The 17,879-nt window shown below is 66.1% G+C and carries 17 protein-coding genes; 9 read left to right on the top strand and 8 right to left on the bottom strand.

The genetic code is table 11. The annotated features are described in order from the left end of the window. The first annotated feature begins 37 nt into the window (after positions 1-37). A complete protein-coding gene (locus ACNQVK_RS23030; protein ID WP_418031369.1) occupies positions 38-880 on the top strand; it encodes an alpha/beta fold hydrolase in 843 nt (280 codons plus the stop codon). On the opposite strand, the gene ACNQVK_RS23025 is transcribed toward ACNQVK_RS23030, so the two are convergent. Further along, complete coding sequence (locus ACNQVK_RS23025) at positions 877-1,428, bottom strand: TetR/AcrR family transcriptional regulator (RefSeq protein WP_409552210.1); 552 nt, start codon at positions 1,426-1,428, stop codon at positions 877-879. The genes ACNQVK_RS23030 and ACNQVK_RS23025 overlap by 4 nt on opposite strands. 118 nt (positions 1,429-1,546) lie before the next feature. Here ACNQVK_RS23025 and ACNQVK_RS23020 point away from each other — a divergent pair, with 118 nt between their 5' ends. The 3 genes from ACNQVK_RS23020 to ACNQVK_RS23010 are packed head-to-tail and all read left to right on the top strand — an operon-like array spanning position 1,547 to position 4,117. Next, positions 1,547-2,488 carry a metal-dependent hydrolase gene (locus ACNQVK_RS23020; RefSeq protein WP_418031368.1) on the top strand — a complete coding sequence of 314 codons (942 nt, stop codon included), beginning with the start codon at positions 1,547-1,549 and terminating at the stop codon, positions 2,486-2,488. 16 nt (positions 2,489-2,504) lie between these two features. After that, positions 2,505-3,671: a hypothetical protein gene (locus tag ACNQVK_RS23015; protein WP_418031367.1), complete on the top strand. Its 1,167-nt coding sequence runs from the start codon at positions 2,505-2,507 to the stop codon at positions 3,669-3,671. Next, complete coding sequence (locus ACNQVK_RS23010; protein ID WP_418031366.1) at positions 3,668-4,117, top strand: VOC family protein; 450 nt, start codon at positions 3,668-3,670, stop codon at positions 4,115-4,117. The genes ACNQVK_RS23015 and ACNQVK_RS23010 overlap by 4 nt, the downstream gene beginning before the upstream one ends. A gap of 8 nt (positions 4,118-4,125) precedes the next feature. On the opposite strand, the gene ACNQVK_RS23005 is transcribed toward ACNQVK_RS23010, so the two are convergent. From ACNQVK_RS23005 to ACNQVK_RS22995, 3 genes are read right to left on the bottom strand one after another with little or no spacing between them, the layout of a single operon-like run. Continuing rightward, complete coding sequence (locus tag ACNQVK_RS23005; RefSeq protein ID WP_418031365.1) at positions 4,126-5,622, bottom strand: class I adenylate-forming enzyme family protein; 1,497 nt, start codon at positions 5,620-5,622, stop codon at positions 4,126-4,128. 18 nt (positions 5,623-5,640) lie between these two features. Then, on the bottom strand, positions 5,641-6,378 hold the full coding sequence (locus ACNQVK_RS23000; RefSeq protein ID WP_418031364.1) for an SDR family oxidoreductase: 738 nt from the start codon (positions 6,376-6,378) through the stop codon (positions 5,641-5,643). Between the two features lie 18 nt (positions 6,379-6,396). Further along, complete coding sequence (locus ACNQVK_RS22995) at positions 6,397-7,215, bottom strand: FadR/GntR family transcriptional regulator (RefSeq protein ID WP_418031363.1); 819 nt, start codon at positions 7,213-7,215, stop codon at positions 6,397-6,399. Between the two features lie 114 nt (positions 7,216-7,329). On the opposite strand from ACNQVK_RS22995, the gene ACNQVK_RS22990 reads away from it, so the two are divergent. Beyond that, positions 7,330-8,325 (top strand): Rieske 2Fe-2S domain-containing protein, encoded by a 996-nt coding sequence (locus ACNQVK_RS22990; protein WP_418031362.1) that lies wholly within the window; start codon positions 7,330-7,332, stop codon positions 8,323-8,325. Between the two features lie 10 nt (positions 8,326-8,335). Further along, on the top strand, positions 8,336-9,790 hold the full coding sequence (locus ACNQVK_RS22985; RefSeq protein WP_418031361.1) for an aldehyde dehydrogenase: 1,455 nt from the start codon (positions 8,336-8,338) through the stop codon (positions 9,788-9,790). On the opposite strand, the gene ACNQVK_RS22980 is transcribed toward ACNQVK_RS22985, so the two are convergent. Genes ACNQVK_RS22980 through ACNQVK_RS22970 form a run of 3 tightly spaced genes read right to left on the bottom strand, consistent with a single transcriptional unit; the run spans position 9,787 to position 14,011 of the window. Continuing rightward, entirely contained in the window at positions 9,787-10,665 is an 879-nt protein-coding gene (locus tag ACNQVK_RS22980; protein WP_418031360.1) for an amidohydrolase family protein, read from the bottom strand. The two genes, ACNQVK_RS22985 and ACNQVK_RS22980, sit on opposite strands and share 4 nt — an antisense overlap. Further along, complete coding sequence (locus ACNQVK_RS22975; protein ID WP_418031359.1) at positions 10,662-12,230, bottom strand: SDR family NAD(P)-dependent oxidoreductase; 1,569 nt, start codon at positions 12,228-12,230, stop codon at positions 10,662-10,664. The genes ACNQVK_RS22980 and ACNQVK_RS22975 overlap by 4 nt, the downstream gene beginning before the upstream one ends. Beyond that, positions 12,227-14,011 (bottom strand): flavin-containing monooxygenase, encoded by a 1,785-nt coding sequence (locus ACNQVK_RS22970; protein ID WP_418031358.1) that lies wholly within the window; start codon positions 14,009-14,011, stop codon positions 12,227-12,229. Before ACNQVK_RS22970 ends, ACNQVK_RS22975 begins: the two co-directional genes overlap by 4 nt. 416 nt (positions 14,012-14,427) lie before the next feature. On the opposite strand from ACNQVK_RS22970, the gene ACNQVK_RS22965 reads away from it, so the two are divergent. From ACNQVK_RS22965 to ACNQVK_RS22955, 3 genes are all read left to right on the top strand, one after another. Then, positions 14,428-15,165 carry an SGNH/GDSL hydrolase family protein gene (locus ACNQVK_RS22965; RefSeq protein WP_418031357.1) on the top strand — a complete coding sequence of 246 codons (738 nt, stop codon included), beginning with the start codon at positions 14,428-14,430 and terminating at the stop codon, positions 15,163-15,165. An 8-nt stretch (positions 15,166-15,173) separates the two neighbouring features. Further along, a complete protein-coding gene (locus ACNQVK_RS22960) occupies positions 15,174-15,923 on the top strand; it encodes a helix-turn-helix transcriptional regulator (protein WP_418031356.1) in 750 nt (249 codons plus the stop codon). Positions 15,924-16,011: 88 nt separating this feature from the next. Further along, positions 16,012-16,584: a class I SAM-dependent methyltransferase gene (locus ACNQVK_RS22955; protein ID WP_418031355.1), complete on the top strand. Its 573-nt coding sequence runs from the start codon at positions 16,012-16,014 to the stop codon at positions 16,582-16,584. Here ACNQVK_RS22955 and aftC read toward each other — a convergent pair. Further along, on the bottom strand, positions 16,576-17,856 hold the full coding sequence (gene aftC, locus ACNQVK_RS22950; RefSeq protein WP_418034272.1) for an arabinofuranan 3-O-arabinosyltransferase: 1,281 nt from the start codon (positions 17,854-17,856) through the stop codon (positions 16,576-16,578). The genes ACNQVK_RS22955 and aftC overlap by 9 nt on opposite strands. Between the last annotated feature and the right edge of the window lie 23 nt (positions 17,857-17,879).

The raw sequence follows: 17,879 nt of genomic DNA, 5'->3' as shown, positions 1-17,879 counted from the left end.
GTTGGACCCGACGAAACGCCGTACGAGGGGGCTGCCGATGTCGTCCGGACCTGCTGGGCTCACCTTCGGGGCGATCGACGACGAATCCTTGCCGCTGGCGGTGCTGGTGCACGGCTTTCCGGACACGCCGCACACGTGGCGGCACCTCGGCCCGCAAATGGCCGAGCACGGCTACCGGGTGGTGGCTCCGTGGCTGCCGGGGTACGCGGCACCGGCCTCGCATCCGGTGTCCGTCGGTACCTATGTCCGTCACATTCTCGAGGTTCGCGCCGCCCATCGAGGTGACGAGCGCGCGGTCCTGATCGGGCATGACTGGGGTGCGAACGCGGGCTATGGGGCGATCAGCTTTGCGCCGTCGGCATTTTCGAAGTTCGTGTCCCTGGCCATTCCGCCGACCGCCGCCTTGGGTGCGGGACTGTTCAGCTACCCGCAACTCAAGCGGTCTTTCTACGTCTGGTTCATCCAGCAGGCCGGTTTGGCAGAGCCCGTCCTGCTCGAGGACGGGTTCTGGGAGGGGCTCTGGGCGGACTGGTCGCCCGGGTATGACGCGGCAGCCGATATCGCCGAGTTTCGCCGCTGGGTCGGAGCCGAGACGATCGCCGGCGTCGTCAACCCGTACCGGGCTTCCTTCAATGCTGAGGTTGCCGAGCCCGACACGGAGGCAGAGGCGGCCGCGTCGATGTGCCTTCCGCCGATCCCCACGCTCTACCTCCATGGATCAACCGACGGCGCGATCGGAGCGGAGCTCCTCACCGACGTCGCCGGCTGTCTTCCGGCGGACGGGTCGGCCTTCGAGCTGCTCGACGGGGTCGGGCATTTCCTGCACCTGGAGACGCCGGACGAGGTGTGGCGGCGGATCGGCGGCTGGCTGGCCGACTAACCGGCAGCAGCTCTGGGCAGGCGTCGGCGACGGGGCTCCAGCCCCGCGGCGTGGCGCAGCTCGGCCAGGAACTGGTCCGGCGAGCCCCCCTGGACCAGGTAGTGGCACACGGCGATTCGGACGACCGCCGCCGCGGCGATATCGGCCCGGTCGCCGGGGATGACGTGGCGCAGCCGGGAATGCATGGCCGGCAGCAGCCGGCGCATCTCCGCGAGCACATGCCCGGGTTCGATGTCGACGACGGCTCGTGCCGAGAACGAGTTCTGAAACTCGACGATGAACTGCAGGGCGGCGTCCAACCGGTCTTCCCCGCTGAGGCCGGCCATCGCCGCGGCGATACCGGCGTCGAAGTTGTCCTGTTCGTAGAGACTGAATGCCTCCAGCAAACCTTCCCGCGATCCGAAGTAGCGGTACAGGGTGGGCCGTGACACGCCGGCCTCGGCGGCGACTTCCGACAGTTGCAGTTTCTCGTGACCGCTTCGGGACAGCACGACATGGACCGCGTCGAGGATGCGCCTCCGCATCGACGGTTCGGTGTCCGGAGCCATCTGTACCACCGTCCATTCCCTTTACATCAAATGCCCATAGTGTCACACTGGGGCGGGCCTGTCAGATGTTTGGCAGGCAGGGGAATGTTACTCGTGTGATGCACGAAGGAGACGATCGATGACGGACTTGGTCGTCCGCAAGATCGCGTGGGGGTTCGACGGAAGCGTTCCGTTCAGGTGGCAGCCGGAGAACCCGAACTTCGGGATCTTCTGCAACGCCTTCACATTCATCGCTGTCCCGTTCGAGAAGTACATCATCAGTTCATTGAGGCAGGCACAGGACAGGCTCGACCAAGACCCGGACGTCGCGGCCGAAGCCGAAGCGTTCCTGCGCCAGGAAGCCCAACACGCCGCGGCGCACCGCAAGCACATGCTGGCCCTCATCGAGCGGTATCCGGGGTTGGAGCAGTGCTACCGGGACACCGTCAAGTCCTATGACGACCTGATCAAGAGTCGGCCTGTCGAATTTCATGCCGCCTACATCGCCAACCTCGAAGCGACTTTCACCCCGCTGTTCAAGGTCATCCTCGACAATCGAGAGGCGCTGTTCGGCGGCGGCGACCAGCGGGTCGCCTCGCTGATGATGTGGCATTTCGTGGAAGAGATCGAACACCGCAGCTCGGGGCTGATCCTGTACCGCCACCTGGTGCCCAGCCGGTGGTACCGCGTCAAGCACTTCCGGGAAACGTTCCGGCACACCAGTGAAGTCGCAGCCAACATCGCCGCCGCGTTCGACGAGCAGATCCCGTTCGAGGAGCGGGGCGCGTCGGCTCGTGAGTTGATGTCCCCGGCATTGCTGGTCGACGAGTTCAAGTTCCGCGGTCCGGGCGGGGCCCGCCGACGTTCCCGACAGGCCGGAGCACCCACCCTCTTCAATGCCGTTCCGACCGGCCACTTGGCGAGAATGGCGTGGCGCCTGGCGCTTTCACAGACGCCGAATCACGACCCGGCCGATCAACCGCTTCCGGACTGGGCCGACACCTGGATGCGCGAGTACGAACGAGGCACCGACATGACGGCGTTCTTCGGAGCCCCTCCTGACGCCGGAAACCAACGCTGAGAGGACAAATCGGTACGTGTTGTCGACGAACTACGGGGACCTGCTCCCCGAGGACGAGATGCTGACCCATCAGATCGTGGACACGTTCGCGACGGTGAACCAGTCCGATCCGTCCTGGACAGAGAAGATCTGGACCATGGCGCACGCACGGGACAACTCGCTCCAGATCGTGCTCGGAGTGGGGAAGTACACCAACCGGGGAGTTTTCGACGGCGCCGCCGGGGTATGCCGTGGTACGGAGCAGTGGACCGTGCGAGCCGGGCGGCGATTGGCATCCGACCCGTCCAACACCGTCGTGGGCCCCGTGCGGTACGAGGTAATCGAACCGCTGAAGTCGATTCGGGTGAGCCTCGAGCCGAACGAGCATGCGCCGATCTCATTCGACGTACTGATGGAGGGTGAATTCACACCTGGACTCGAGGATCCCTGGCCGGATCGCAGCCCAGACGGCTATCGAGTCACCCATAATGTGCTGCGCTACCACCAGATCGGTGTTGCATCGGGCTGGGTCGACGTCGCGGGTGAGCGTACCGACTTCGGCCGGGATGAGTGGATCTCGATACGGGATCATTCCTGGGGCCTGCGTCCCGGCGTCGGCAAACCGATCCCCGGATTGCCCCGACGCGGACGCCACCGGATCAACCAGATGTTCATGACATGGTTTCCGATGATGCTGACCCGTCCGGACGGCTCGAAATACTCCCTGTTCGTCTTCTACCAGGAGGAGCGAGGCGACGGATTCAGTCAAACCCGTTGTCAGGCAGAACAACAGAATGACGATGGTTCGTCGAGTCGGTTCGCATCGGTGGAGCAACAGCTGAACTTCGAGGACGGCAACCGACGCTTCACCCACGGCACCATCACCTTGATCGACAGCGACGGTACAAAGCGCCCGATCACCGTGACGGCGGCGGGTCCGACCGGTTACCACCTCGGTCCGGCCGGCTACTACGGATGGAACGACTGGGTGTACGGCGAGTGGGTCGGCGAGCTCCGCGTCGAAGGTAATCACATCACCGACTGCGACAAGCCGGAGATTGCGCGCCAAGTTCATCAGTTGCGCGATCTTCTTGTGCGCGTCGAAGATCCGGTAGGCGGTGGTGTCGGACTGGGGGATCTTGAGTCCTTCGCCCTCGGGGCGTTCCCGGAGATGGGGTTGACGGCGGAGAACTCATTCCTGTGACCACCGTGCATCACGCCGGCCTGTGCGTCCGGAACATGGAGGAGTCGCTGCGGTTCTACCGTGACTGCGTCGGGCTCGCCGTGCTCGCGGACAAGGTGCTCCATGCCGACCTCGAATCACTCCTAGGGGCCGCGACCGAGACAGTGCGAACGGTGTTCCTCGGCGACACCGAACACCCGGACTCCGGGATCGTCGAACTACTCGACCTCGGCCTACGGACAATCGACGAGGCCGAGCCCCAGCCGGGCCTTCCCACCCGCGGAGTGTTCTTGCTGTCCTTCCAGGTCGACGTACCGGCGACGCTGTCCCGACTCGAGGCGAGCGGACTCGGCGGCACGCCACGCACGATGACCACACCGGGCGGCGGAATCGCTGCCACCGTGACCGACCCGGATGGCGTGATGGTGGAACTGCTCTCACTCGGCGAGCTTTCAGTCATGAAATAGCCCGGCGCTCAGCGTTCGCGCGCCTGCACCATGGCCGAACGGTTGACCTTCGTAGCAGCCGTCCGCGGCATCTCATCGATGAATTCGACTGTCTTGGGCACCTTGTAGCCGGCCAGCCGGTCCTTCGCAAAACGGATCACCTCCTCGACAGCGGGTGGGCGCGTCGGATCGAGCGGCTGGATCACCGCATGTACCCGCCGGCCCCACTGCGGATCCGAGATGCCGATCACCACGACATCGGCGATCTCGGGATGATCGATGAGGGCCGACTCCACCTCGGCGGGAAAGACATTGGCGCCCCCGGTGACGATCATGTCGGTGCGGCGGTCGGCGATGTACAGATAGCCGTCGTCGTCCAGATGGCCGATGTCCCCGGCCGATGTGAAGCCGTCCGCCGTAGTCGGGAGCGGCGGCGCCCCACCGATGTAGCGGTACTGATCGTTCATCGGCGCACGCAGGTATATCTCGCCGAGCACACCGGGTGCCGCGATGTTTCCCTGCTCGTCGACCACGCGGATGTCGGTGTCGCGGAAGCCCCGTCCGACACTGCCGGCGTGATTCAGCCACTCGTCGCCGCGAAGTGCGGTCAGTCCGAGGTTCTCCGTCATCCCGTAGGCCATCACGACCTGTTCGGGGCTGAGCAACTCGAACCACCGGCGCAACAGGCTGGGTGGCATCACGGCGGCACCCTGGAGGATCCATGCGATGCTGGAAAGGTCGCGGTCCTCGACGCCGGGCAGATCGGCGATGCGCGCCAGCATCGTCGGAGTAGCCGTGAAATTCGTGATGCGATGACGCTCGACGACGTCGAGAACCAATGCGGCGTCGAACTTTTCCAGGACCACCAGGCGGTCGCCGCCGAGCAGGTAGTTCAGGGTGTTGAACCCGTTGGTGTGATACATGGGCCCGGGCACGAGGATGGTCTGGGGCCGGCTGACCGGTGCCCACTGCATCATGAAGGGAATACTGGTCTCTGGAGTCCACACGGCCGGTGCGGTGTTCAGGATGATCTTCGGCAAACCGGTCGACCCGGAACTGCAGATGCCGTTGAGAGCCGGCGCAATGCACTCTGGCAGCGGGGTATCGGCCTCGCCGTGTGCGATCTCGGACAACCCGTGCAGGTTGTCCTCACTGAGCGCCAGGGCCGGGTCGATGACGTCCAGCAGTCGTTGGTGCTCCCAGTCCGGCAGGTCCCAGCGCATCGGTATGGGAATGGCGCCGAGCTTCCAGGTGGCCAGGGCGGCGACGACGAGTTCGACCGAGTTGGGGATCGACAACGCGACCATCGCACCCGGGACGGCCCCGGACGATTGCAGTGCGCGCGCCCACCGATTGGCCGTGCTTTCCAGGCCGGCCCAGGTCATGGCCGTCTCGGAGCCGCCTTTCGCGATGACGACGAGCGCGACTCCGTCCGGATCCGCCTCCGCTCGCACAGTGAGCTGGCGGCCGTACGGCACGGCCTCGTCGGCGACGGCGGCAGTGGGGGACTGCTGGGCTTCAGGCATCAACAGGTTGTCCAATACTCAGGTGTTGAGGGCTCGTCGCTGGACTTCCAACGGAACGACAGGTGGCCGTGCCGACGGTCCGCGAGTGATCGCGTTGAGCCGGATCTCGGGCAGGTCGACCGATCCGGGGACGGTGTCCACCCAAGCGACGGCCTGGGCTACATCGTGCGCTGTGATGGCATGCATTTCGAACGGAACATCCTGCAGCATCTCGGTTTCCACCGGTCCGGGGGTGACGATGTTGACATTGATGCCATCGCGGTCGACTTCGAGGGCCAGCGCCCTGGCAAAGGCGTTCATACCGGCCTTTGACGCAGAGTATGCGGTGCGACCCGGCATCGGTTCGTGTGCGGCCGAAGACGAGACGAACACGAATCGGGAGCCCGGGCCCATCTTGGGCAACACCGCCTGGGTCACCACGAAGCACGAGTCCAGATTGGCGGACATGGTTGTTCGCCATTGTTCGAAGGACTGTTTGCGGGCGTAGGTGCCGCCGAGCACCCCGGCGGCGTGCACGAGGAGGTCCACCCGGTCCAGAGTGGCCACTGCGCCGGCGAATCCGGCCGGATCCGATGCGTCAGCGGCTATCCATCTGGCTCCGATGTCTTCAGCGGCCGCGCGTAGCGGGGCTTCGCGGCGTGCCGTGAGGACAACGTCATAGCCGCGGTCGGCAAGTGCTCGACCGCAGGTCTTTCCGATTCCACCGCTGCCGCCGGTGACTACGGCAATTCGGGCATCGTGCCCAGGTGAGGCCATGTACCCATCCCTGCCTTGCTAGGGGCGCCAGTCGCGGGCGCGCACCGAATCGTGTGTCGAGGTGGCGACGATCCGTTCGGCGGCGTCTCCAGACAACACGTAGGTCTGGGCGTCAGCGAGGTGGCGCGCGGCAGTGCGTCGTGCACGTTCCGGATCGCCGGCTTCGATCGCGTCGGTCAACGCCACGTGGGTCTTCAACACGGCCTTGCGTTCGGCGGTTCTCGGGTACTCGCCCGACGCCGCGCTCCGCTTGGCCCATCGCCGCTCATGGCTGCCCCAGAGCGCCTCCAGGCTGCCGACGACGGCCTTCACTGTCGAGTTGCCGCAACCACGCACGATCGCGTCGTGAAACTGCCGTCCCAGATCGGTGAAAGCCGTTCCCTCGCCCAGATTTTCCGACATGGCGGTGGTAAGTCGCCGTAATTCGGGCACGATCGTCTCTGCCCGGTCGGACCGCTGTGCGGCCAGTGCGGCGCACGTGGGCTCCAGATCCCGCAAGGCCGACCCGAGATCATCGAGCAGCACATGTTCGCTCTGTAGCACCAGACCGAGCATGTAGGCCGCGCTGGCCTTGGTGGGGGCGTGCACGATGGCGCCGCCCTGGTTGCCCCGCCGCACCGATACCAGGCCCTCGGTCTCCAGGATTCGCATCGCTTCTCGCAGGGACACGAGGCTGACATTGAACCGCTCCACGAGGACGGCTTGCGGGGGAAGGAGATCGCCGTCTGCCAATTCGCCGTCCACGATCTGGCGGCGAAGTTCGTCGGCGACGGTCTCGGCGATACGGGGAGATGTCAGTCGGCGACGGTTCTCTCGGCCTACACCAAGGGTTGTCATGGGATGTCCACCTAATGGCCGTCCGGGAACTGCGTTACAAAATCGGTCTGATTTGTCTTTCATTGCTATGTTAGCATCATTGCCATCTTGGTCTCGGGATTGAGAGGTGGTGCGATGCCGGCGGTGGCGCAACGCTTCCCGTTCGCGGACTATCCCAAGGGCTGGTTTCAGGTCGCATACAGCCGCGACATCGCCGTGGGCGATGTCGCTTCGCTCCACTACTTCGGTAGTCGGTTGATCTGCTACCGGGGCGAATCCGGCGCCGTCCATGTGCTCGACGCGTACTGCCCCCACCTCGGTGCGGACATCGCTGTCGGAGGGACGGTGCACGAGGACTGCGTGGTGTGTCCGTTCCACGGCTGGAAGTTCAACGGGCAGGGCGCGAACGTCGAGATCCCTTATACCCGGGCGCCAAACCGGGTCGCGAAGTTACGGTCCTGGCCCACGGTCGAGCGGGCCGGCATCGTATTCGTCTGGTACGCGCCTGATGGCACCGCGCCGGAGTGGGAATTGCCCGAGATTCCGGAAGCCGAGGATGCCGCGTTTGCGTTCCACGCGCCAGAGGCGGCGCGCTGGACGTTCCGGTCCCACCCTCAGGAAGTCTTCGAAAATACGGTCGACATAGCGCATTTCGCGACCGTGCATGGCGTTTCGGCGTTCGGTGCGCTCGATGTCGAGCGCAACGGCCATCAGTTCCGTGCGGTGGCCGAGATCAATTTCGAGACACCGCGGGGCCCGGTGTCCGGGGCGGTGGACTCGGAGTTGCACGGCATGGGCATCGACGTGGTGCGGCACCGCGGCCTGGGTAGGTCCTGCACGCTGCTGACGGTGACGCCGATCGACGGCGAATACGTCGAGGCGCGGTACACGTTCTTCGTCGCACTCGATCCGGAGACCGGCGAAAAGACCCGGATGGGGCTGGGTTTCGCGCGCGATTTCTGCAAACAGATCGAGCAGGACATCCCGATCTGGGAAGCCAAGATCTATCGGAACAGACCCGCCCTCGCCCGGGGCGAGTCCGCGATCACCGAGTTCCGGCACTGGGCGGAACTGTCCTACGGCGAGCCGGCGGAGAGCACCGCGTGGTACGTGGTCGGGCCGAATGGTTGAAAGGCGATTCATGAAAGTTCGGTCATACGAGCAGCTGTTCATCGGTGGGCGCTGGCAGGACCCGACGGGCGCCGGCCGCATCGATGTCGTGTCCCCGCATACCGAAGAAGTCATCGCGCACGCCGCTGCCGGGTCGGCCGAAGATGTCGACGCGGCGGTCCGGGCCGCACGCCTGGCATTCGACCAGGGGCCATGGCCGCACCTGAGCCACGCCGAGCGGATCGCGGCCGTGGAGAGGTTCGCCGCCGTGTACGCCGCGCACGTCGATGACATGGCCGACCTGATCACCGCCGAGATGGGTTCGCCCGCCAGTTTCAGCCGTCTGGGTCAGGCCGCCGGTGCGGCTTCGATGATGCACCTCGCGGTTCAGGCGGCGAACGCGTTCCCGTGGGAAGAGCGTCGCAACGGGGTTTTCGGCGAGGTGCATCTGCGCCGGCAGCCAGTCGGCACGGTGGGCATCATCATTCCCTGGAACGTGCCGCAGAACTTGTTGATGCCCAAGCTCATTCCCGCGCTCATCGCCGGATGCACGGTGGTGGTCAAGCCCGCACCGGAGACACCACTGGACTCACTGTGGGTGGCAGAGATGATCGAGCAGATCGGCCTGCCCGAGGGAGTGGTGTCGGTCGTGCCCGGTGGCCGCGAGGTGGGCGAGGAACTGGTACGTCATCCCGGCGTCGACAAGATCGCGTTCACCGGCAGCTCTGCGACCGGGCGCCACATCGCTTCCCTGTGTGGTGAGCAGCTCAAGCGCTACAGCCTGGAACTCGGCGGCAAGTCCGCCGCGATCGTGCTCGACGACGCACACATCGGCAAGACAGTTGCCGGCCTGAAGATGGCCGGTCTGATGAACAACGGCCAAGCGTGTGTGGCCCAGACCCGCATCCTGGTCAGCGCGCGGAGGCACGACGAATTCGTCGATGCGCTCGCCGAGATGATGACGGGTCTGGTCGTCGGAGATCCGGCTGACCCGGACACTGATATCGGACCGTTGGCTTCCCGACGCCAGCAGCACCGGGTGCAGGACTACATCCGTTCCGGTGTCGCCGAGGGAGCCAAAATGGTGCTCGGTGGCGATGATTCGCCCATGGATCGTGGTTGGTATGTACGGCCGACGCTGTTCGCCGACGCCGCCAACGACATGACGATCGCGCGTGAGGAGATCTTCGGTCCGGTGCTGACGGTGATCAAGTACACCGACGAACGCGACGCCATCCGGATCGCCAATGACAGCGACTACGGCTTGGCCGGTTCAGTGTGGACCAAGGACGTCGCGCACGGCTTGGAAGTTTCGGGCCAGGTCCGTACCGGCACCTACGGCATCAACATGTACATGCTCGACATCTCGGCCCCCTTCGGCGGGTTCAAGCAGTCCGGTATCGGACGCGAGTTCGCCGGGGAAGGCCTGGCCGAGTACACCGAGCTGCAGTCGGTGGTCAGCGCGGGGAGGCTGCCCGACCGCTAACAGCGATAGACGCGTTCGGCGTTGGCGGCGAAGAGTTTGTCGCGGGCGTCCGGATCGACGCCCGCGACAACGCTCGAGTACGAGGAAAACAACTCATCGAGCGTCCCGTGGATCCCGTCGACCGGGAAGTTGCTGGCGAACATGCATCGGTCGACGCCGAAGGCGTCGATGGTGTGCTCGAGCCACGGGGCCAGCGCATCGGCCGCCATCGAACCCATGGGACCGGCCAGGCCGGAGAGCTTGCACAGCACGTTGTCGCCCAGGCCGCCGAGGGCATTGATCCCCTCGGCCCAGAGGGCTCGCTCTTCGTCGGATCCGTTGCGCGGCCACCCGGTGTGCTCGATGACCACAACCAGGGAGTCGTCGTTCTCCATCCTGCGGGCCGTGGCCAACAGCTGATCAGGATGGATCATCGCCTCCACCAAGAGATCTCGCTCTTGCAATGCGTCCAGCACCTCGTCACCGGGAAGCGGTCCCTCGCTCGCGCCCATCGGGCGGACCCCGCGAAACCGGCGTGCCGCCAGCTGCCGGTCGAGTGCGGCCACGGTCGCGGCCACCGAGTCGGTAGGCGGCAAGCCGCCGATGATGGCGGCGGGGTGGCCGTCGATGTCTGCTCGCCGGTCGAGCTCGAGTGCCTCGTCGATCGAGTTCCACCCGGTGGCGGCGGCGACGTTGACGAACTTCTCCACGTTCCACCCGGCGGCCTCGGTGAAGTAGGTGGGGGCATCGAAGCGACGCGACATCCTCGACACGTCACCCATGTCCAGCTCCTGTCGTCCCGAAAGATAGGGGTACCAATCGGTGCGGGCCGGGTCCCACAGGTGCACGTGGGCGTCGACGATCCGGGCCGGCTTTTCTATCGGCGACGTGGTCATCGTGGCTGCACTACCTCTCGGAGCGTGTCGTCGAACCAGGGAGGCACCTCGGGGCCGCCGAAGCTGATGGCACTGATGGGCCGCGGGTGGCTTCGGAGGCCGAACCAGCCCGCACCCGACACCAATTCGGCACCGGCCAGCCCGGCGGCGACCGCGCTGCACGCCAGGTGGGCGCCGAGTCCGGCGGCATCGTCTGCGCCACCGGCCTCCACGCTGACGGCGAAGGGCAGGACCAGTTCGCCGGTGGCCGTCCGGCCGGCTCGCGCCAGTTGTGCGGAGGCCTGAGCGCGACTGCGACCGCCGGCCGTGGTGGCGTCGGTGAGGGTCACCAGCCGGATGGGGCGACCCGCTGCTGTTGCCACGTCAGCCACGGCACGGGGCCACCGGGCGTCGGCCTGGATCTGCCCGACGAGTCCGTCGTGCTCGTCGAGTACGCGTTCCCAGGCGGTGGTCGCACCGGTCGCGGCGGGTGTGCCGGTCACGGCGACCACTACCGCGTCGACCGCGTCGAGGCCGGCCAGCGACGCGGGGTCGTCGACGGGATGGCACACCACGCCCCACGGCTTGAGAGCCTCGGCCAGGGCCAGCGACATCTCGGGCCGATCTGCGGCGATTGCGCAGCAACGTGTCTCGGTGGTCAAGGGATCGCCGCCGTCGGGCTTGTCGAACACCGCGCCGAAGCGGGCGTTGCTGCCGCCCCCGCTCGCCTGGTTGGCCTCGGCCGGCGCCAGTGCCACGGTGGTCGCGGCCTCCAGCAGTCGAATGTCGTTGCGCACCACCTCGATCAGCCGGGGCTCGTCGATCACCGCCACCTCGGATCCGGCGGTGAAGATGACCTGACCCCGGCACGCGGCAAACCCGTCGCTCACGAGGTGGGCACCGAGCGGCCCGAGGTGTTCGGGCTGAGGCATCGAGCTCAGTGACAGCCCACCTGTGGTTTGCGTGCGGCCCAGCGCTGCGGCCACCATGCGGGTGGCGGCGATCGGCGAGATGGCGTTGACCACAACACCATCTGGAGCCTGCCGGCCCAGCTGCCAGGTCAGCGCGGCTACGGCGCGCTTGGCGCAGCCGTAGGCACCCGCATCGGCCGACCGCCAGCCCGATCCGGAAGTGACACCGAGGATGTGACCTCGGCCGGCCGCCGCCATCAGCGGCAGGGCGGCGCGCAGCACGTTGCGATAGCCGTCGAGGTGTACCGAGAGCACGCCGAACCAGTCGTCGTCACTGCCGGTGGCGAATCCGGTAGGACGGCTGATGCCGGCCACATTGACCACGGCGTCCAGGCCGCCGAACTCATCGGCCAGCTCGCCGAACAACTGACGTAAACCCGATTCATCGGTGACCGACACACCCGACGCACGTGCGGCTCCGCCCGCGGAGACGATGCGACCGGCCGTGGTCAGTGTGTCTTTCTCGGGCCGGGGGAGTTGCTCGGAGCCGTCGACGGACACCAGGGGGTCCACGGTGACGACAAAAGCGCCGGTACGAGATATTGATTCAGCGATGGCGGCGCCGATTCCACCGCCACCCCCGGTCACGACGGCCACCCGCTGCCGCCCGGTCACGCCAGCTCCAGACCATCGAATTCGCCGACCGCAAGCCATGTTTCGAGAAGTTCGCGGTAGGCGAAGAAGTCGCCGAATCCTCGGCCGAAATTGGTGTCGCGCGGCCTGATGGCGCCGGGGTCGCCCTCGTTGTTGAGCCGCGACGGCGTACACGCCGACATGACGCCGCTGGGATCGACGTACGTATCCACGATCTGCCGTATCCAGTCCGCCTCGGCGTCTGCGCTCACGTCGAACACCTCGACGCCCTGCTTACCGAGCAATTCCACGGTGCCGGCGACGAACTCGGCCCCGAACACGGCGAGCTGGGTGTAGTTGACCGTGACCACGGACTGCTGGCCCGGTGCCGGCATGACGAACATGTTCGGGAAACCGCGGCTCATCATTCCGTACAGGCTCGCGGCACCGTCGGCCCACTTCTCGGCGAGCGAGATGCCGCCCCGGCCGACGATGTCGTGGCCGATACGCCGGGGGAGCGGCGTGACCTCGGCCTCGAATCCCGTGCCGTAGATGATGCCGTCGACTTCATACTGGTGTCCTCCGACGACCGGGCCGCGCCGGGTGATCCGCTCGATGCCGGCAGGACAGTCGATCAGGGTCACGTTGTCGCGGTTGTACGCGTCGAAGTACTCGTCGTGGAAGCAGGGTCGCTTGCAGAGGTAGCGGTAGTACGGCTTGAGCGCGGCCGCAACTTCAGGCTTCTTGACGAGCCCGTCGATCCGTCGACGGTGCTCCTCCATGATCGCGAAGTCGAGCTGTTCTGCGGTCCGCATGAACTCTTCGGCGCTCATTCCCTTGCGTCGTGGCGGATTCTGGACGGCGGCGTAGTGATGGGTCCATCCGTCGTCGGTGAGGTCGGCCTCGACTGGCCGGCCGAGCATGATCGACTGGAAATTGTCCATCCGGGCTTTCTGCCAGCCCGGCTTCAGATCCGCCGCGAACGAAGGGTCGGTGGGGCGGTTGCCGCGTACCCCGATCGCCGACGGGGTGCGCTGGAACACGTAGACGTGCTTGGCCGCCTCGGCGAGCGGCGGCAGGCACTGCAGTCCGCTTGCCCCCGTCCCGATCAGGGCGATGACCTTGTCGCCGAGATCGGTGAGCGCTTCGCCGGGCCGGCCCCCGGTGAAGCCGTAGTCCCACCGCGCTGTGTGGAACGCGCGCCCGGCGAAGTCGTCCATCCCCGGGATGGCCGGCAGTTTCATGAGATTGAGGATTCCGACGGCCAGTACGTAGAAGCGGCAAGATAGCTCGTCGCCCCGATTGGTGTGGACGTTCCAGCGGCCGGCATCGTCGTCCCACTCGGTTTCTGTGACGCCGGTGTGGAACAGGGCGTCGGGGACCAAGTCGAAACGGTCTGCGATCGCCTGCAGATGCAGGCGAATTTCCTCGCCGAAGGCGTAGCGCCGGCTGGGGATGTAGTCGAGTTCCTCGAGCATGGGCAGGTATTGATACGACTCGACGTCGCACATCACCCCCGGATACCGATTCCAATACCACGTGCCCCCGACGCCCCCGGCCTGGTCGACGATCCTGATGCGCTCGACGCCCGCCTTGCGCAGATGCGCACCCGCGAGAATTCCGGCGATACCACCGCCGACGATGACCACGTCGGGGTCGTCGATGATCGGCTCACGCTCGATGTAGGGGGTGAAGGGATCGGCCCGGTAGCCGGCCGCGTGCTCATCTCCGGCCAGATCGCGGATGGCGGTGCGGCCGGGAACGAGGCGCTTGTCGCGCTCCGCCAGGTACTTCGCATGCACGACGTCGGGGTCGAAGCCCATGTGGTCTCCCTTTCGGCAGCAATTCTGCCTATGTTACAAACTAAGTGACGAATGTAAAACGATATGCCGATCCGGTGATGTTGGGGCCGGAATTCTCTGTTGCGTCACCCGGGCTCGTGCTGCCGTCGGACCGATGCGCAGGATTGCCACGCTCGCCGCTGACGGGATGGTTAATCCATTGGCCAACAGCATTATCGATGCGTCGCGTGAAGTGGCGACCGGCTACGATCCATTGCCGGCGGCCGCTGAACGGGGCACGTTGGTGCGGGGTTCGAGCAGAAAGACCCCGTTGTTACATGTGGTATCGCCAGTGTTAGGTGTGCCGGACCGCGGCAGGTACGACGGATCCGTACAAGCCACCGCGGCTCGCCCGGGCCAGGCTGCTATCAGGCAGCCATCGAGGTGAGGGGCGGAAGATGACCAACCGGATTCGCGTCGTGTGCGCGGGCGACAGCATCACCCGGGGACGGCTGAGTGCCGACTACATCGCGATGCTGCGGCAACGGCCGGTCGGTGAGCGGGCGGAGTTCGTCCGGGCCGGGATCGACGGGGATCTCGCGCACAACCTGTTGCAGCGGCTGGATGCGGTGATCGCGGCTGCCCCGGATGTCGTGACGGTCCTGATCGGGACCAACGACGCGCGGGCCGGGATCTCCGCGGAGGCGGCCCGCCGGGCGGTGCGCCGCAAGAACCTACCGGTGTATCCGAGCATCGACACCTACCGCGATGACCTCGACATGATCGTGACCCGCCTGCGTGCGGAGTCCCGAGCCGACATCGCCCTGGCCTCGCTGCCGGTGCTGGGCCAGGATCTGCGGGCCGCGCCGGCGCGGGCCGCAGCCGAGTACAGCGAGGTCATCCGGACGACAGCCGCTGCGCACCGCGTCGCGTACCTGCCGCTGAACGAGCGGCAGACGGGATATCTGGTGGGCCGAAAATCCGATGCGGCAGTCGAATTCGACTCCGGAATGGGTCTTGTGTACCGGTCGGCGATGCGACATTTTCTGCTCGGCGACTCCTATCAGCGGATCGCGGCGTCGCGGGGCCTGATCCTCACCACCGATCACGTGCATCAGAATCCACACGGGGCGATGGTGATCGCCGATGTGATCGAGGAACACGTGGACATGGTTGCGCCGCTGCGGCCGCGGTAACCTGCGGTATGCGCGGCAGCTGGACCACCGGACCCGGCATGATGGCGGTGATGGGTTCGTTCGGTGACATCGAGTTGCACCACCATCCGGCGGTGCAGCTCGCGGTCGGCATCGATGGCGCGCTGGCATTGGTGGCCGGAGACGGCACCGAGCAGCGCTGCTCCATCGCCGCGGTTGCCGGCGGGACCCGGCATGCGATGCGGCCCGACGGCGCGCGCGCGGCGCTGTCGATCTATCTCGGGCCTGAAACAGACTCGGCCACAACGCTCAACGCCACGATCCAGGCGCACGCCCGCCATCCCGGCCTGTGGGCGGTGGACGGTGCCGAGCCGCTGGCCACGGCGGTGGCGGCCGCAGCGCGGGCCGGGGATCTCTCCGGTGCGGCGGACATGGTGGTCGACGCCCTGCTCGGCAGGGACGATGTCCCTGCCGGGGCGGCGGTGCACCCGCAGGTGCGTCAGGCGATCGAACTCGTCACCGCCCGGATACCGAGTCGTGCCGATCTCGGTTCGGTTGCCGGTGAGGTGGCGATGTCGGCGGACTACCTGGGCCGGCTCTTCCGTAAGCAGACCGGTACCTCGTTCGCGGCGACGGCGCGGTGGACACGACTGCTGGCCGCGTTGGAGCACCTGAGCGCGGGCACGTCGATCACCGATGCGGCGCACATGGCAGGATTCGCCGACGGCGCGCACGCCACCAGGGTGTGCCGCGAACTGACCGGTATCGCACCCAGTGATGTCGCGCGGGCATTGAGCTGACCCGAAACCGGACGGATCGGTACAAGCGCCGAAGCACCCCGAGCGCGATGCTCGATGAAGGATCATCACATCGAGAAAGGGAGCTCACATGCCGGCAATGTCACGGATCGAGCGCGCATTCTGCAAGACGGCGCTGTGGCGCGGAGGAACCGGGGAGGCTGTCCTCGGCAGCATCCCGGTCGATCGGCTCGGCCACGATGTGCTCGAAATCGGCTCGGGCAGTGGCGATATCGCGGCCCGGCTACGCCAGTCCAACCCGGAGCTGGCCATCACCGCCACCGACTTCGATCCCGCCATGGTGCGCTCGGCGGCCAGGCGGTTGCAGGCGTTCGGCGATGTGACCGTGCGCGGGGCGGACGCCACCGATCTGCCCTTCGCCGACGACTCGTTCGATTCGGTGCTGAGCTGCCTGATGCTGCACCACATCGTGGAGTGGGAGAAGGCCGTCGCCGAGATCGCCCGGGTGCTGCGGCCCGGCGGTGTGTTCACCGGCTACGACCTGACCCGCACTCCGATGGCGACGGCGATCCACCGGCTCGACCGGTCACCGTTCCGGTTGGTCAATCCCGGCGAACTCGACGAGGTCTGCGGGCGGTACGGCCTGCAGATGCGGACCCAGACCCGGCTGGCGGGTCAGGTCATGCAGTTCACCTCAGACTGATTCGGCTTCCCGGGTACGGCTCAGCCACGGCGGGTCGATGCCGCCGTCGAGCCTGCCGTCCTGCTTGGCGTCGAGATACCGGAAGAGCAGCACACAGAACACCACGATCAGCATGAGCGACCAGCCGTAGGTGATCTTCATGTATTCGAGGTATCGCCCGGTGGTGGGCCAGCGCCACATCAGCCAACGGTCCATCGTCATGAATCCGTATACGGCCAGCCAGGCCGGCCAGTTGCGCAGGACGGAGTTGGGCAGCACCACGGTCATCAGGAACGGGAACAGCATCATCGAGTAGTAGCCCTGGGCCAGCGACAGCACCAGCCACGAGGTGATCAGCAGCACGCCCGACGAGGTGAGCATCCAGAACAGTTGGTCGCGCTCGTGGTAATAGCGGTACAGCAGCCACAGGCTGACCACGGCCAGGATCACGAATCCGATGCGCAACAACAGGATCAGCCACTCCGGCAACCCGTAGTACACGCCGTTGCCGATGATCGAGCTGTTGAAGTAGTCGCGCGTTTCGAACATGTAGGGCACCGTGTTGCGCACGAAGCCCATCGGGTCGGCCGACATGGGCCAGGCCACAGCGTTGAACACCAGCGGGACGGCAAAGGCCGTCACCAATGCCCGCCACTGCCGGTTCAGCAGCGGCAACAGCAGCAGCACGGCCAGCACGGGTTTGACCGTCAGGGTCAACCCGATGGCCGCGCCGGCCCACCACTGGTGCCCCACCTTGCCCGACAGCAGCCAGGTGAAGAACAGCACCTCGGCCAGCAGCACACAGCCGTTGATATTGGTGAAAACGAGGGTGTTGGTGACTGATTCGGTGCAGAACATGGCCAGCAGCAGGGCAGGCAGGGCCACCGAGGTCAGCGAGAACTTGAACAGCCGTACCAGAAGAGCGGCGGCGATGATGATCGCCACGGAATTGATCGCCACGAACCAGAACCGGGACGCGAACTCCGGCAGGAAGCCGAACGGCGCCAGGAGCAGCGTGCCACCGGGTGGGTACAGGTAGTGCGGGTCGACATAGCTGAAGTGCTCGTTGTAGATGGCCCAGTGCCGCCGGAAGTTCGACACCGCGCGATACACCGGACCGAAGTCGTCGGTGATGTAGCCGTTGGTGGCCAGCACGTAGCTGCGATGGATGATCGACAGGATCGCCAGCGGCCACAGCACCGAGCGCAGCACCGTGGCGGTGCTCGGCGCGGAGGTGCGGGGACGGAATGCGTTCACGAAACCGGAGATGATGGAATCTGCTGCCGCCACCAGCGAACCTTATACCGACGCCGATC

The sequence above is a fragment of the Mycobacterium sp. 134 genome (genome assembly GCF_048282715.1).
In the GTDB taxonomy this organism is placed as follows: domain Bacteria; phylum Actinomycetota; class Actinomycetes; order Mycobacteriales; family Mycobacteriaceae; genus Mycobacterium; species Mycobacterium septicum.
The sequence above is the reverse complement of the archived record's forward strand: the minus strand, read 5'-3'. Positions and strand labels throughout refer to the sequence as shown.

Bases quoted from the DNA above. Each gene is read 5' to 3' on its own strand.
- ACNQVK_RS22955 (WP_418031355.1), top strand. From the start codon at position 16,012: ATGCCGGCAATGTCACGGATCGAGCGCGCATTCTGCAAGACGGCGCTG.
- ACNQVK_RS22965 (WP_418031357.1), top strand. From the start codon at position 14,428: ATGACCAACCGGATTCGCGTCGTGTGCGCGGGCGACAGCATCACCCGG.
- ACNQVK_RS22980 (WP_418031360.1), bottom strand. From the start codon at position 10,665: ATGACCACGTCGCCGATAGAAAAGCCGGCCCGGATCGTCGACGCCCAC.
- ACNQVK_RS23005 (WP_418031365.1), bottom strand. From the start codon at position 5,622: ATGCCTGAAGCCCAGCAGTCCCCCACTGCCGCCGTCGCCGACGAGGCC.
- ACNQVK_RS23020 (WP_418031368.1), top strand. From the start codon at position 1,547: ATGACGGACTTGGTCGTCCGCAAGATCGCGTGGGGGTTCGACGGAAGC.
- ACNQVK_RS22990 (WP_418031362.1), top strand. From the start codon at position 7,330: ATGCCGGCGGTGGCGCAACGCTTCCCGTTCGCGGACTATCCCAAGGGC.
- ACNQVK_RS22960 (WP_418031356.1), top strand. From the start codon at position 15,174: ATGCGCGGCAGCTGGACCACCGGACCCGGCATGATGGCGGTGATGGGT.
- ACNQVK_RS22985 (WP_418031361.1), top strand. From the start codon at position 8,336: ATGAAAGTTCGGTCATACGAGCAGCTGTTCATCGGTGGGCGCTGGCAG.
- ACNQVK_RS23030 (WP_418031369.1), top strand. From the start codon at position 38: ATGTCGTCCGGACCTGCTGGGCTCACCTTCGGGGCGATCGACGACGAA.
- ACNQVK_RS23000 (WP_418031364.1), bottom strand. From the start codon at position 6,378: ATGGCCTCACCTGGGCACGATGCCCGAATTGCCGTAGTCACCGGCGGC.
- ACNQVK_RS23025 (WP_409552210.1), bottom strand. From the start codon at position 1,428: ATGGCTCCGGACACCGAACCGTCGATGCGGAGGCGCATCCTCGACGCG.
- ACNQVK_RS22970 (WP_418031358.1), bottom strand. From the start codon at position 14,011: ATGGGCTTCGACCCCGACGTCGTGCATGCGAAGTACCTGGCGGAGCGC.
- ACNQVK_RS22995 (WP_418031363.1), bottom strand. From the start codon at position 7,215: ATGACAACCCTTGGTGTAGGCCGAGAGAACCGTCGCCGACTGACATCT.